The organism is Bacteriovorax sp. DB6_IX (assembly GCF_000447775.1).
GTDB lineage: Bacteria > Bdellovibrionota > Bacteriovoracia > Bacteriovoracales > Bacteriovoracaceae > Halobacteriovorax_A.
Genome location: NZ_AUNJ01000390.1, coordinates 1 through 13,927, shown reverse-complemented (window position 1 = coordinate 13,927; position 13,927 = coordinate 1). Strand labels below are relative to the sequence as shown.

The 13,927-nt window shown below is 35.7% G+C and carries 15 protein-coding genes; 9 read left to right on the top strand and 6 right to left on the bottom strand.

The window, feature by feature from the left end; all coding sequences use genetic code 11:
* The coding region (locus tag M901_RS12470) for an O-methyltransferase (RefSeq protein WP_034722095.1) at nucleotides 1–425 on the bottom strand (425 nt) is incomplete at its 3' end.
* A 73-nt stretch (nucleotides 426–498) separates the two neighbouring features.
* Here M901_RS12470 and M901_RS12465 point away from each other — a divergent pair.
* Nucleotides 499–1,065: a TetR/AcrR family transcriptional regulator gene (locus tag M901_RS12465; protein ID WP_021278557.1), complete on the top strand. Its 567-nt coding sequence runs from the start codon at nucleotides 499–501 to the stop codon at nucleotides 1,063–1,065.
* 10 nt (nucleotides 1,066–1,075) lie between these two features.
* Here M901_RS12465 and M901_RS12460 read toward each other — a convergent pair whose 3' ends face one another.
* Nucleotides 1,076–1,606, bottom strand: a complete 531-nt coding sequence (locus tag M901_RS12460; protein ID WP_021278549.1) for a dual specificity protein phosphatase family protein — start codon at nucleotides 1,604–1,606, stop codon at nucleotides 1,076–1,078.
* Between the two features lie 85 nt (nucleotides 1,607–1,691).
* Here M901_RS12460 and M901_RS12455 point away from each other — a divergent pair, with 85 nt between their 5' ends.
* Nucleotides 1,692–3,152 (top strand): DASS family sodium-coupled anion symporter, encoded by a 1,461-nt coding sequence (locus tag M901_RS12455; protein WP_021278552.1) that lies wholly within the window; start codon nucleotides 1,692–1,694, stop codon nucleotides 3,150–3,152.
* Here the strand turns inward: M901_RS12455 and M901_RS12450 are convergent.
* The 3 genes from M901_RS12450 to M901_RS12440 form a co-directional block, all read right to left on the bottom strand.
* On the bottom strand, nucleotides 3,141–4,442 hold the full coding sequence (locus M901_RS12450; protein ID WP_021278550.1) for a radical SAM protein: 1,302 nt from the start codon (nucleotides 4,440–4,442) through the stop codon (nucleotides 3,141–3,143). The genes M901_RS12455 and M901_RS12450 overlap by 12 nt on opposite strands.
* Nucleotides 4,443–4,547: 105 nt before the next feature.
* Nucleotides 4,548–5,078 (bottom strand): SPASM domain-containing protein, encoded by a 531-nt coding sequence (locus M901_RS12445; RefSeq protein ID WP_021278559.1) that lies wholly within the window; start codon nucleotides 5,076–5,078, stop codon nucleotides 4,548–4,550.
* The gene (locus tag M901_RS12440; RefSeq protein WP_021278546.1) at nucleotides 5,038–5,655 is read right to left on the bottom strand and encodes a radical SAM protein; all 618 of its coding nucleotides are present in this window, start codon (nucleotides 5,653–5,655) and stop codon (nucleotides 5,038–5,040) included. Before M901_RS12440 ends, M901_RS12445 begins: the two co-directional genes overlap by 41 nt.
* A gap of 51 nt (nucleotides 5,656–5,706) precedes the next feature.
* Between M901_RS12440 and M901_RS12435 the strand changes: the two genes are divergently transcribed.
* The 3 genes from M901_RS12435 (at nucleotide 5,707) to M901_RS12425 (ending at nucleotide 8,090) form a co-directional block, all read left to right on the top strand.
* Nucleotides 5,707–6,366, top strand: coding sequence for a DegT/DnrJ/EryC1/StrS family aminotransferase (locus M901_RS12435; protein WP_021278555.1), 660 nt, complete (start codon nucleotides 5,707–5,709; stop codon nucleotides 6,364–6,366).
* 27 nt (nucleotides 6,367–6,393) lie between these two features.
* A complete protein-coding gene (locus M901_RS12430) occupies nucleotides 6,394–7,008 on the top strand; it encodes a hypothetical protein (RefSeq protein WP_034722093.1) in 615 nt (204 codons plus the stop codon).
* A 155-nt stretch (nucleotides 7,009–7,163) separates the two neighbouring features.
* Complete coding sequence (locus M901_RS12425) at nucleotides 7,164–8,090, top strand: radical SAM protein (protein WP_255345252.1); 927 nt, start codon at nucleotides 7,164–7,166, stop codon at nucleotides 8,088–8,090.
* Here M901_RS12425 and M901_RS12420 read toward each other — a convergent pair whose 3' ends face one another.
* Complete coding sequence (locus tag M901_RS12420) at nucleotides 8,091–9,431, bottom strand: radical SAM protein (protein WP_157679997.1); 1,341 nt, start codon at nucleotides 9,429–9,431, stop codon at nucleotides 8,091–8,093. It abuts the gene before it with no gap.
* Between the two features lie 254 nt (nucleotides 9,432–9,685).
* Between M901_RS12420 and M901_RS12415 the strand changes: the two genes are divergently transcribed.
* The 4 genes from M901_RS12415 to M901_RS12400 all read left to right on the top strand — a co-directional run.
* Nucleotides 9,686–10,675, top strand: a complete 990-nt coding sequence (locus M901_RS12415; protein ID WP_021278553.1) for an FG-GAP repeat protein — start codon at nucleotides 9,686–9,688, stop codon at nucleotides 10,673–10,675.
* Complete coding sequence (locus M901_RS12410; protein ID WP_369793758.1) at nucleotides 10,630–12,234, top strand: CRTAC1 family protein; 1,605 nt, start codon at nucleotides 10,630–10,632, stop codon at nucleotides 12,232–12,234. The genes M901_RS12415 and M901_RS12410 overlap by 46 nt, the downstream gene beginning before the upstream one ends.
* 44 nt (nucleotides 12,235–12,278) lie before the next feature.
* Complete coding sequence (locus M901_RS12405) at nucleotides 12,279–12,746, top strand: hypothetical protein (protein ID WP_021278560.1); 468 nt, start codon at nucleotides 12,279–12,281, stop codon at nucleotides 12,744–12,746.
* A gap of 97 nt (nucleotides 12,747–12,843) precedes the next feature.
* Nucleotides 12,844–13,927 (top strand): hypothetical protein (locus tag M901_RS12400; protein WP_021278548.1); only part of this gene is annotated, 1,084 nt, incomplete at its 3' end.

Genomic DNA, 13,927 nt, shown 5'->3' with positions numbered 1-13,927 from the left:
CTTTTATCAGCATCAATGAAGATCAGATCAAACTTCTTATTTTCTTTTTCAAGTTCAGGAAGAATATTAATGGCCTCGCCAAACATGGCCTCTATCTTATTTCCATGTTCAGATTTATCCCAGTAGGACTTTGCAAACTTATTGATCTTCTTGTTCTTATCTAAAGTTAAAAGTGTTCCATTGTCTGGTAGAAGCTCGGCCATGGCCAGAGCAGAGTATCCAGTGAATGTTCCTATTTCTAAAATATTTGTGACCTTGTGAGACTTGATGAGAAAGCCTAGTGTTGATGCCACAAGATCTCCACAGACCATGTGACCTAGTGGGTGATTTTCCTTCGTATATTTACCAAGCTCTTGGCATAATTCTGAAGGGGTTGAAGATTTACTTTCTGCGTAAGTGGCTATTCTTTCGTCTATAATTTGCATGAATTTAAATTAGCATGGGTAAAAAGGGATGAAAAGCTTGTACCGACCAAATGGTCTGTGCTAAGGTGGGGGCATGGACACTAAAGAAATTATCATTAATTCTGCCTTCAGGATTCTTTCCAAAGAAGGTCCTAAGGCGTTGACAACGGCCAGGCTTATTGAGGAAGCAGGTATCTCAAAAGGTGGACTCTATCATCACTTTAAAGAGTTGGATGAAGTCTATTTAGCACTTCTTAAAATGCTGACGGACACCCTAACGGAAGGATTTTACGAACTTGAATTCGAGGATATTGATCATTTGAACGAGGTCTTAGTTGAAACCCTCTTTGATGATATGGAAGCGACAAAAGATGTTTATGCCGCTTTATTCTATTTTATTAGTTTATCTTCTAAGAAGCCTGAGTATAAAGAATATTTAAAAACTTGGTCAGAAGCCTCTCTAAGAAACTGGGGAAATCTCTATGTGAAGTACTTTGATCACGAGATTCCTGAGGAGAGGATTGATACGGTCATGAGAATGTGTGACATGTATTTTGGAGGTCTCATAATTCATGACTTTATTTTAGATGATGTTCCAAAATACAAGAGAGTTACTAAAGAGTTTCTCTCTGTGATGATTAAGCATTTAGGAGAGAAGTAAGCCCTAAGGCCTACTTCAAAAAACTTCTTAGTTTAGTCTCTAGCTTTGGTTTCGTCATTCCGACTTCCTTGGCCACTTCAATCGATTTAGCAATTGAGAGACCGTGATCAAGATGGAGGTGAGCGCCTAACCAAGCTGCTGCTCTATTTCCGCTAGAACAGTGAAGGAAAATTTTCTTATTGTGATTTTCTTGAATAACTTTATGAACTTCTTGAATTGCTGAAGTTGAAAAGTTCTTCTGCTTATCAAAGAGTGGAATATTGTAGTAAGCCATTTTGTTAGCTTCAACGACTTGCTTCTCATTGAATTTTTTAAATTCACTAGGGTGTCGAAGGTTGATAACAATAGCATAGCCTTGAGAGCGCAAAGCCTGTATTGAGGCCTTGTCTGGTTGTGGGGCAAATGTGATAGGTCCATACCTTTTAAGTCCTTTTAAGGTACTGATATCTTTAGCTTTCTCTACTTGGTGGGGGTGTCTCGCCTGATGAGAGCAAGAGATGAGAGTAAGGCTTAAGAGAATGAGATAGATCAAATTTTTCATGATGACTCCTTGATTTATCTCATAGTAGCGCAAGTGTGCTAATGATAATTTGACCTTGATCAAAGTCTATTAATTTTGAGGAAATATGTTTAAGAAATTTATTGAACAGATTATTGAAGAGAAGAAAAAGAACACGACAAGAAGTATGCTCCAACAATTTATTGGTGTATTTGCTTTCTTAATTATTTGGAATATGGATATTGGTCTTGTTCAACAGCAACATAGGTTTTTGGCGATCTTTTCTTACGTTGTTTGTCAGTGGCTATTTTCAAGTGTTCAACTTCACATTACTGGATTGGTAGGAGTCTGCCTGACTGTCTTGACTGGGGTTGTCCCGGCAAAGGAAGCCTTTGATGCCTTTTCAAATCCTATCCTCTTTCTCTTTCTAGGTGGTTTTCTCTTAGCTAGAGGAATGGAGTCTCTGGGGCTTGATCGAAAACTATCTCTCACAATACTTTCGAGCCGCTATATAAATGGAAACTTTAAAAAGACTTACTTGGCGATGCTTATCTTAACGATAGTCTTTTCAATGTGGGTTTCAAATACTGCAACAATGGCGATGATGTTACCAATCAGTTTAGGAGTCATTAAGAGTTTTGGTATTAAAGATCATGAGACAAAGGGAGTGATACTCCTTGGGATTGCTTATGCGGCAACTATTGGCGGTCTTGGTACTCCAATTGGATCTCCACCAAATATAATTGCCCTAGGAATGCTAAAAGAGCTTGCGAATATTAACTTCTCTTTTCTAGAGTGGATGAAGATTGGAATTCCACTTGTCTCTATTTTTCTTGTGGTTATTTACTTCTATTCTACAATGAGAATTCGAGAAGATATTAAACCTCTAGATAGTGAATACTTAATTTTAGAAAAGAAGAAAACGGGAGAGTTAGGTCCAGATGAATTTCGTGTGATGATTATTTTCTTTCTGACTGTTGTCTGTTGGTTCCTACCAAGTATCTCAGGACTTCTTCTTGGAAAGAAACATCTATGGACGGTCTTTTTAAACACTCGATTAAACCCTGGTGTCGTTGGTCTTATAGGAGGCTCTTTGCTCTTTATTTTTCCTACTTTCTCGAAAGAGAAGATTCTTGGTAAAGAAGACTTATTAAAAATTGATTGGGGCTCACTTCTACTTTTTGCCTCAGGTCTTTCATTGGGAAGCATACTCTTTTCAACAGGTCTTGCGAATTTAGCAGGTAATGGAGTTGTCGAGATATTTGGAAAATTTAATTTCAAGCTTTTTTTGATTATCACAGTAGCGCTGACAGTCATGGCAACTGAGCTGACTTCAAATACCGCAGCTGCAAATATTCTTATCCCTATTATCATCGCTGCTTCATTGAAGTCAGGATTCTCGCCATTGTATTCGGCGATAGCTGTTGCAATCAGCTGTAATTTAGCTTTTATGCTACCTGTGGCAACCCCTCCAAATGCCATTGTCTACGGAAGTGGAGAGGTTGAGCTTAATCAAATGATTAATTCTGGTTGGATTCTTAATATCGTAGGTATCATCGTAATTAGCGTAACGATATTAATCTTTTAGAAGTTCAGGATCTTCTTTTTTGAATCGAAATAGACCAAAGATATCTTTGAAGAAACCTGAAATGCAATTATAGACTTGCCATGATAGAGCAAGAGCAGAAAGAATAATCATTCTGATCCATTTTATTGGTGCACTAATCATATTTGGATCTCTTTCGGCTTTAGTCCCTGGTCTCACTCCAAATATAATTGGAACGATAACGTCAAATCTAAATACGGCCTTACATGACATATAAAAATCTTTCCATGATTCATTTGGAAGACCAACCATAATATCAGTTTTAACGATTAGATTTGGATTCTTTTCTTTAATTGCTTCAACACAGTCTGCAACTTGGACTGGGTCATATCTTCTACCACTATGATAGATTAAACTTGTACTACCACTTTGAATTGGAACAGTTACACCAATTGTTTTGTGGTCTTTAAGGTATTTATGAATATTCTCATGATAGAGTAGCCATCTCGGCTCAATATAGTTGAGAACAACTCTAAAATCTTCTTCTTTTTCATAAAGAGGGGCCATAAGATCAGCAGGGTTTTTATTTCTATCAAGTCCCCAAGCGCCAATATCAGTCGCTAATAACCAGAAGTTTTTATAACCCTTATTTAGTCCGTCATTTAAACGATCAAGAACAGTCATTTCTTCCTGACTTTGGACAAATCCACGAGATTGCTTGATTGAACAGAAAGTACAACCTCCAGCACAACCATGACCAACTTCAATAACGTAGAATCCATCACTGAAAATCATTGTATCAAGAAAGTTAAGAAGATAACTTTTTTCAATCCTTAAAACCTTGTAGAGGGCTCTTACAACTTTTCTAATTCCCCAAACAATTTTATGGGGAATCGTAGATTCACAATTTGAAATATCATCAAAGCGATTAGTACTTATTGGTTTGTAAGTTTTCTCATGATCAAAATCGAGAGACTTTGCAAGCTTCTCCATTTCTACCGGTCGAATATGAGTGACGTTCTCGTGCTCTTTGGCCCAAGCATCATCAATTTTTTCAGCACGAATAGCGGAATAGCAACCAGCGATAATCATCTTCTTATCCTTGGCCTTATCTCCCATTTGCGTGCGCATCATCTTTTCAATATACTTTTCACTTTGAACTTCGAAACCTGGAGTTACTGAACAAGTATTGACCACAATAACATCTGCATCATCTGGTTTAAAAACACGATTCATTTCTTCAGACTTAAAGTAGTCATCGTAGACAGCACTTTCCCAGAGATTACTTGTGCATCCTGCAGCGGTAGAATGGATATAATATTTTTTACTCATACTTTCTTTCCAAAGTTCAATTACTTGTATTTAAAATATCTAGAAATATTATACTTTAAGACCAAAATAAATAAAACGGTAAAGCAGAAAGTGTCATAAAAGCAGCTAGTTAGAATTTTGTTGCTTGAGAACTTGATTTGAAAATACGCAACCTTCACAGGCTTTATTGTATTTACTCATGTGAGATTGAAAATCCTTAAACTTCTTATGGGCGTATGCAGAGCTGATCTTGTAGTCTAATTCTCTAATATTTGTGAAGCTGTAACTAATATCACAGGGAGTTAAGCTACCATCATAATAGATTGTTAAGTTATTTCTATATAGCTGACAGTTATTGGCCGTTAAGTTACCTGGGTTCTTGATATACTCTCTTAGCATAGAATCATTTAATGATGGCTTAAAGATAATAGGGGTTTTTTGCTTTCTATTGAGGTCTTTGATTTCATTAAACTTTAATAAAATATCAGAAGGTGATTTAAAGCTGAATGTATTCCCTTGCTGAAGCTTCGGGTCATGAAAGTCTGACTTAAAGAGTCTTCCTCCACGAGCTTCGTTTTGAAATGGGAGATTAACCGTAATAATGTCAGGACTTATCTTAGTATCTATGAATTTGATGAGCGGGAATAATATCCTCACGGTTTTCATCCAAAAGCATTGTTTTGACATTAATCAGGAGCTTCTTCTTGGCTTGTTTAGATCTTGTCTGAAGTTCTTTGATAAACTCAGTTGTTCTTTGAAAGGCCTTTGAACTACCTCTCAGTTCATTATGAAGTTCTTCTTTTCCATCTAAAGAGATAAGAATGTACTCAATGCTACTTTCTATGATGGTCTTGAAAATATGGTCGTTATAAAGAGTTCCATTCGTAGTCACAGAACATTTAAAACCTAGGCGCTTAAGAAGCAAGAGGAATTTATCAAAGTCCTTGGCCATAAATGGTTCGGCACCTGTAATATCAATAATGGTAGTTCTAGGAAGGGGAGAGAGTATCTTTTCCCATTCCTCTATGCTAAGTACACCTGTTTCTTGTTGATTAAGACCTTCTTTTAAATAACAAAATGGGCAGCTCAGATTACACTGACTCGTAATTCTAATATGCAGAACAAAAGGTGTTTGATTAAAGAAGGGAGTGTTTGCGGCAAAGAAGCTAAAAGAGTGATTTAGTATATAAAACGCTTTGTTAACTAACTTAGCTTTAAACTTGTTAAGACTCATTATATAATACTAGCGTGTATAGATTTTCTTTTCAATAGGATAAGGACGGCGATGCTTCCGCGTTTTAAATATTTTGTTTCAATTCGAGAACTTTTAACTGATTTATTTAAATTGGTTCAAAGTGATATGAGTGAAGACAAGTTGGTTGGAAGATTTGAAGCGGAAATGTCCAAAATATTCTGTCGAGATTATGTTACGACGGTTTCAAGTTATAGAATGGGTGTTTATTACTATCTGAAGTCGTTGAATCTTGAAAAGGGGAGTGAAGTTCTTCTTACACCTATCACAATACCTGATCTGATAAATGTCATTCTATTGTTGGAGTTAAAACCAGTATTTGTTGATATGGATGAAGAGACACACTCTATCTGTATAAATGACTTAATAAAGAAATATAATGATAAATCGAAGGTTCTTATTCTGACATACCTCTCTGGTATAGTTTCTAAATCAGATGAACTAATAAGCTTTACACAAGAGAAAGATCTTAAAGTAATTGAAGATATATCTCAGGCTTATGGCTCAAAACTAGGAAATGGAGATGATCCCTATTTTGGTGATATTCAGGTTGGGTCTTTGAGTTCTGGCAAGATTATTTCTACTTATACTGGTGGAGTTGTCCTCAGTCATGAGGAAGAGACAATTCAACGTATCATTTCCCTCAAAGAAAATGAGCAGCTTGATCCTCCTAAAAAGAGATTTTTACTTTGAGTCTTTTTTCAAATTTAAAGATAAGTATTGCGACCTCAAAATTTAGTTTTTCCTTTTGTCTATGGACTATTCTGGGTTATGTGGCGTATTTATCCCGAGTTTATGCAATCGATAGCAAAGTCTAAGATGTATACAAGATCTGAGGAACAAGATATTTTCTTCGATGATTATCCAATAAGAAGAAAGTCTATTCCTAAAGGATGGAAGACAAAGCTCTGTTCTTGGCAAGTATTTGCTGGTATCAGATCTATAAAGAAAATGAGAAAAGGGCAGATTGAAAGAGAAAGACTTGGACGTCTACTACTAGAGAATCTAGAAGAGGCAGTTCTAAGAAGAATTCCCAAATATGCACAAGAGGAAAACTTCAACTTCTACCACTTACCTTTTAAAGTTGAGCAAGATAGAGAAATTGAACTAAGGGAACTCTTCGATCTAGGTATCGATTCAGAAGGTTATGGCCTAAATCTTTGCAATGAAGAAGCTATTTTTGAAGAATTCTATGAAGAGTTAAAAGGTGCAACGAGAGTGAAGTATAAATCGGTTTTTATCCCACTTCACGAGTCTTACAGTGAAAGGGCAATACTTAAGATGGCAAAGAGTCTTAATTCATTAGTTACAAGAAAGAAGGTGGTTTCATGTTAAATAGAATGAAAACGAAACTAATGAACCCTTTATTTTCTTTTAAATGAAACCTACTGTGCCATCAGTTCCAGCTTTCCTAATTCATTGGGAGCGAATCCACTTGTCTTAAAAATTAGAATTACGAGTAAGTAGTAACTTGAGCTGCCCATTTTGCTATCTACAAAGACGGTCTTAATCAAGAGGAGAAGGATCATCTAAGCTTAGAAGAGTGGGAGAAAGTATTATCAAAGCTTCCAAAACATACAATTATAGATATTACGGGCGCAGAACCTATTGCTTATAGTAATTTCATTCCTTTCACAAGATTACTCAAGAAACTCGGACTTAGATATTCAATTACAACGAATGGAACTCTTTATAATAAAGACACGGCAGATGAGCTAGTCAAGAATGGTCTGCAAGTTCTAATGGTTTCTCTTGATGGATTAGAAGATACACATAATAAATTAAGAGGAAATTCAAAAGCTTTTTCTAGGACGATGGAGTTTTTGAAAAGGATTGAAGAAGCAAAGAAGAAATATAATTCTAAAACTCCTCTCATTAATATTAAATCAACAGTATTAGATGAAAATCATACTGAATTAGTACCTTTGATGAACTTCTGTCACTCTAAGATCAATGTTGATGTTTTTACCTTTACTTTTCTCTTCCAGAATAGAGCGAGAGGAGGAATGGAGCTATTGGAAGACTTTTCTAGCGAAGAGTTCAACACCGGAAACTATGCTGAGTATATTAATATTGAAGATGTCACAAAAACTGTGTGTGAAATAGAAAGAATTAAGTCCAAGTTTCCATTTCCGATCGTTTATAAGCCGAGAATGAAATTCGCTGATGTACTTCGTTATATAAAAAATCCAAGTTCTTTGAATGTAGACAGCTGTCCTCAGTATAAGAATAATCTGACTTTATATTTTAATGGTGACCTTGCCCCTTGCGATATCGGTCTTAAAGTAGGAAATATTAGAGACTATGACTATCGTTTTCAGAAAGTCTATCAGTCAGAAAGTTTTAAGTCTTTTTCAAATGAAATGCATTCAGGACACAAAGCTTGTCAGGGATGCTGTGCCGGTTGCCACAAGTAACTACTTCGTCTTTAAAAGGATTTGTAACATCTCTTGGATTTGTATAGTGAGATGTTCAAGTGAATGTATCCTAAAGAGGCTTTTGAATAAGTAGCGCGGGTTAAAGTAGAAGTCTTTGACGGCTTGATTTCTTAAATTAAGAATTTCTTCTCCCGTTAAGACTCCATTGCTCAATACCTTATGATAGCCGAATGAATCAAAGTGGTTCTCTTCACCAGGGGCTATTCTTCCATCCTTCTTGGCCTCTTCCCTTAGCGATGAACCGGCCAGGGGCGCAGCTATATTGAATGAAGCGTAATCAATGTTAAGCTCTTTAGAGAGTTTTATCGTCTTATGAATATCTTCCCTCGTTTCATTCGGCAGACCAATGATAAAGTCTCCACAGATATCAATTCCAATTTTTTTAGCATGTTTTAAAAGAGCATAGAAACGATCTTCTTTCATATGGCGTCCATACTTCTTAAGACTTTTAAAATTATGGCTCTCTATTCCTATGATTAATGTGTGGCACCCAGACTGCCTCATGAGCTCTAAAAGCTCTGGGTCATACTGATTCGGATGAAAGTAAGTACTCCAACTGAAGTTGTATTTTCGACTTATCATTCCTTTCAGTAACTCAATAGTATTACTTCTCGGTAACCCGAATGATCTATCTCCCATGTAAATTTCTTTGAGACCACTTGATTTTATATTATCTAACTCACTAAGTATTTCTTCATAAGGGCGATAAATATTAGGAAATTTTGCAACAACACAATAACTACATGAGTAAGGGCAACCCCAGGCCGTAAAGACTGTCGTGTATTTGAAATGTCTAGAGAAAGGCCATTTATAATTTTTCAAAAGAAAGCGGTGGTGTTTAGGATAGTTAATTGAGACTTGCTTTGGTTTTTTGAGATCACTTCTCGAGTAAGTATTTTCGGAGACAAAACCAGCTTCAGAAATCCAATCGTCAAATCTTGCACTGTCTAGTGTCTCAACAGAGATTTCTAATGGATTTGAAAAAACTCCATTTGCATATTTTTTGATTAGCTCGATCGTATTTTTATCTATAAAGGCATCGCCGAAAACAAAAATGGCTTTTTGTGGATAACGTTCTCTAAGATGTCTAAGGAAGTTAAAGTCCTCGGACCAATTTGTGTCGGCCATAGCGACAATAAAGTAATTTGCCTGTCTTTGATCAATGAAACTCATCGTCTGTTGAAAATTTAGGTTTTCAGCGATGGCATCAATTAGCTCAAACTCTTCATCTTCAAAATGCGAAGAGAGAAGGAGGAAATCATATGGTTGATATAAATAGTCGCCCTTTGACTCTGTTGCACAGTCAAAGTTCCTGATCAATTTTCTCCCTTTTTCCGAAGGAGGATTGATGAAAATAGTCTTAATCATTGATTTCTTCACAGTCTTAATAATAACAAATAATTAGGAAGTTAAGGGGGAAAATGTCAAAAAATAATTGGCAAGTTTTGATAATTGCAACTCATCATATTTATGGTGATTTATATCACTTACGTAAAATCTTGCACTTATAATTTGATTCTATGTTAAAATTTTTTAAGATAATTTTTATTTTGAACGTATATATGGAGTGAGTGATGAAGAAGGAATGTTTCGTTGTTGGAGCAATGTTAGCACCTGTACTTCTAACATCTTGTGTAAAAGATAAGTTGGATTCTAAAAGTACTGAACATGTTAGTAAAAGTTCTGAGTATGTTGCAGGATCAATGGAGTATCATGTTGCAGAAGATGTTGCTAAGAAGATGCTTGATGAACTAATGAATAATGCCAAAATTAAGAGACCAACTTTGGATACGATTGCTCATTTTAATGGTGGGACTGCAAAGAATGAGTCAAAGGAAAATCCTGATCTTCCTTGTCTTGCAGATGAACAGCAATTTAATGAGATTCAAGTTGAGTTGATCAATAAATGGCGTCGTTCATGGCAAGAAAAGAATGTTTCTGTCTTTGAAGAAACTCTCGCAGATAAGTCTCTATCAGCTAACTTTCCAAAGAAGTTTGTCGACTCGCCATCTAGAGTTAATAAAAATATTTCAAAGTTTGACTGGGAGTCTGCTGATAAGGGAACTTTCTCACAGTACTTAGCAAACTTTAAGCATATTGAGGATATTGATCTTGTTACAATGAAGATTAATTCACCAAGATCATTTAGAGATAATAAGCTTGATATGGTCAAGGCTCAACTTCAGATGCACTTTGATCTAAGAGGTATTGGTGTTGATGGTAAGAGAAGACACGATAGAGGGCCTCTTGCGGTTAGTGTTGAAAAAATTAATGGGACATGGAAGATTACAGATATCAAAAACTGGGGTATCGAAACGCTAGTTTCAAATAAGGTAACTTTTGAAGATATTACGAGACTTTCACAAGTTGATAAGATCCCTCAATACCAAAGACTAGAGGCCATTAGACGTGGTGGTTATGCTGTAGCAATAGGTGATTATAACGGCGATGGTATTAATGATATGTATGTTGGTGCCCATGGACCATCTAAGCTTCTTATGGGAAATAAAGATGGAACATTTATGAGGCTAAAAACAGTGGAATCAATGAGGATACGCTTGTAAAGACAGCTGTATTTGCTGACTTAAATAACGATAATAAGAAAGACCTTCTACTTATTCGTTTCTCTGGATACACGAGAGAGGAAAATGAGAACTTAAGAAGTGATATCATTATTTACAAGAATAAGGACGGTAAGTCTTTTGAAAGAGTCGGGAAAATTCTTGGTGATACTGTTCTAAATGAAACAGCAATGCCTGCAGCGGTCGCTGATTTTAATAATGATGGGCTATTAGATTTCTATGTTGGATACCCTGGAAATAAAGACTTTACAGTTGTTGGTAAGATTACTGGTAGAGAGAAAATTAAAGAGCAAGGTGTCTATATCAATAAAGGTAATTTCACATTCTTAACGAAAGAAAAGATGGTGGATTACAATAATAGAAAGTTTGATAAAGTGACTCGTCATCAACAAATCTTTCCTCACTCTTCAGTGGCATTTGATTTTGATCAAGATGGTGATGTGGATATCGTAGTAATTGACGATAGAGGAAATATTTCTCCGGCTTATCAAAATGATGGTAAGGGTAACTTTATTCAAGCTGAACGTCATATTGGTATGATGAATAAAGGCTTTGGTATGGGATTGGCCGCAGCTGATATTGATAATGATGGTCGTTTAGATATGGTCCTAACTAATGTTAATTTCAATGCAAAATATAGAATTGATCAGTCTTGTCGAGCAAACTGGGATGATGAGGTTTTTGGGAACTTTGATCATGGTCTGAAGCTTTATAAAGGACTTAAGAAAGGTGTTTTCTCTGAAGCGACGGGAAAAATGGGGCTGGATTTTGCTGGTCAAGGTTTAGCTGGTGTTGAGTTCCTAGATTATGATAACGATGGATATCAAGATCTTTATGTAGCCAACGGACTTTGGAGTGGTGATGATAAGGATGAAGATTTGACAAATATTTTTTCTAGATCATATTTTGCAGACCAAGAACGAGTAATTCGTTCACATAGAGGAGCAAGACCTCAGTCTGAAGTGATGGATATCCTTTCAGGTTTTAAAGGAAGTATTGTCGGTAAGAATAAGAAATCGAGGCTTTCTCTAGCTGGTTTCCAAAGAAATAGACTCTTCAGAAATAATGGAGATGGAACATTTATTGAAGTTGGTTACCTTGAGGGTGTTGATTCAATTGCTGATGGTTATATTATTGCTAAATCAGATTATGATAATGACGGTGATGTGGACCTTGTTTTAAGAAATGGAGATCCTGGAACAGGAGATGTTTCTTTTGAGCCAGTACAAGTTTATAAGAATAATAATGGTGGGAAGTCTGTAAGAGTAAAACTTGTCGGAACGAAATCAAATAGAGATGCTATTGGTTCTGAGGTTATTGTGAAAACTAAAGACACTCAGCAAGTACAACAGATGATCGCTAATAACGGGACAGCTCAGTCGGAAACAGTTCTTCACTTTGGATTAGGTGAAGCAAAACTAGCTAAAGAAATTATCGTAAAATGGCCAAGTGGTAAAAAGACGACACTTAAAAACGTAAAGCCAGGCGTGATTACGATTAAAGAAAATTTCATGAGTGATATAGCCTCTTCAGGGCTTTAAAATAATGCCTGCTCTTCGGAGCAGGCTATTTCGAAGGTTCTTTCTTGTTAAAGAAATCTTATCTCTTCCTAAAAATATTTATCCCCGTTCTTTTTATTACCGTACTGTGTTTAGATGCTTATCATTACGAAGATGGGATTTACTATTATCTCTCACAGTCAATTCTTAAGGACTTGGATTATAACTTAGTTAATCAAATTCCAGCCGATGCAAGTTGGTTAGTCACTAAGCAGTATTACCATCCTTCTCATCACTCTGAGATACAAACCCCAGTTATTGTCTTCTTTTCAATTGTAGAGAGAATGATTGGTGCTATTTTTTCTCACTCAGTTGTCGTCGATGGAATACTAGCGGGTCATTTGATTAGTTTTATCAGTCTATGTGCGGCTTTTCTTTATATGCAGTTATTTTTGAAAGAGGAAAAGTTAGAAATTCAGGGGAGTGAGTTTATCTTCTTTGTGTTTTCTAGTGTGACCTTTCTACTTTTCTTTTTTCACAGTAAATGTCATTGAGATATTTACTTTTCCGATAAGTGCTTATTGTCTCTATAGTGTTGCCAAATTGAGGAATGGAAATCCCGTAAATACTTTCTTGTTTGGCGTATTCTCTATGCTTTTGTTAACTTCTAAGATGACCTATGCTCCACTTGTTCTAACTGGAGTAGCTTATTTTTGTTATAAGAAAGTTGAGTTGAAAAAACTTTTTCTTGGTCTTCTAATTGTTCTAATTCCTTTTCTTGTTAATCAGAAGATTCAGTATGGTGAAATTTTCTATTTCGGGGCTTATTTTTCTAGGAATGTTGCTACTTATAATTGGTTAAATTTTGTGACAACCTTGAGACAGGGATATTTCGGTGAAGGGGGATTATTCTATTCTAACCCAGTGTTTCTTTTAGCAATTATTTTCTTTAGTCGTTATATTTATCAAAAGGTAAGAAGAAGTGAATTTGGCATTGTTGAGTTCATTCTCACTTCATGGTTGGGGCTTGGTTTATTTCAGACTTTATTTATCACAGGACCTGTTTTTGAAGATCATCTTGTTGGAAGAATATTCTTAACAACACTTCCTGTCTTGGTTTTTGGCTTTGCTTTAACTATTGAGAAATTTAGTTCAAGATTGTCATTTAAAGCAGTCTCTTCACTAGTTCTTCTTTTTTGGCAAACTTATGTGACATTTAGCTATATGGCTATCTCACGAATTGGCCATTACAAGTATGCTGAGCAAAAACAAGTTGGCTGGAATGTTGTATCGGAATTTTTGAGAACTCTTCTTCACAGTAATTTTGATGCTTTTTCAAAGAATGTATTCTTTGTCGTCTCTTTTGCACTACTCATTACAGGGCTCTGTATTCTTCTTGTAAAGTCTAAGATATTATTTCTAATGATCTATAAGAGGCTTATTTTGGCTTCTGTTGTGCTCCTTTGTGCTTACTGTGTTGGTAATTTTATCGCTGGAACTCGTTTAATGAAGGATGTTGAGAGTGATCCTTTAGCTTATCAGAATAAAGTTATAGGGCTAAATCCTGATGCTTATATGTTTGTCTATGTTCTCGATATATTTGAAACACAATATAGGAATTCAAAGTCAGAAGAAATGAAGACACTAATAGAGAGAAAGAGGAATGATTACTTCCTGAGGGTAAAGAATAAGTTTGAGCAGAAGAATTCAGAGTTCGAAAAGATGCTAAATGATA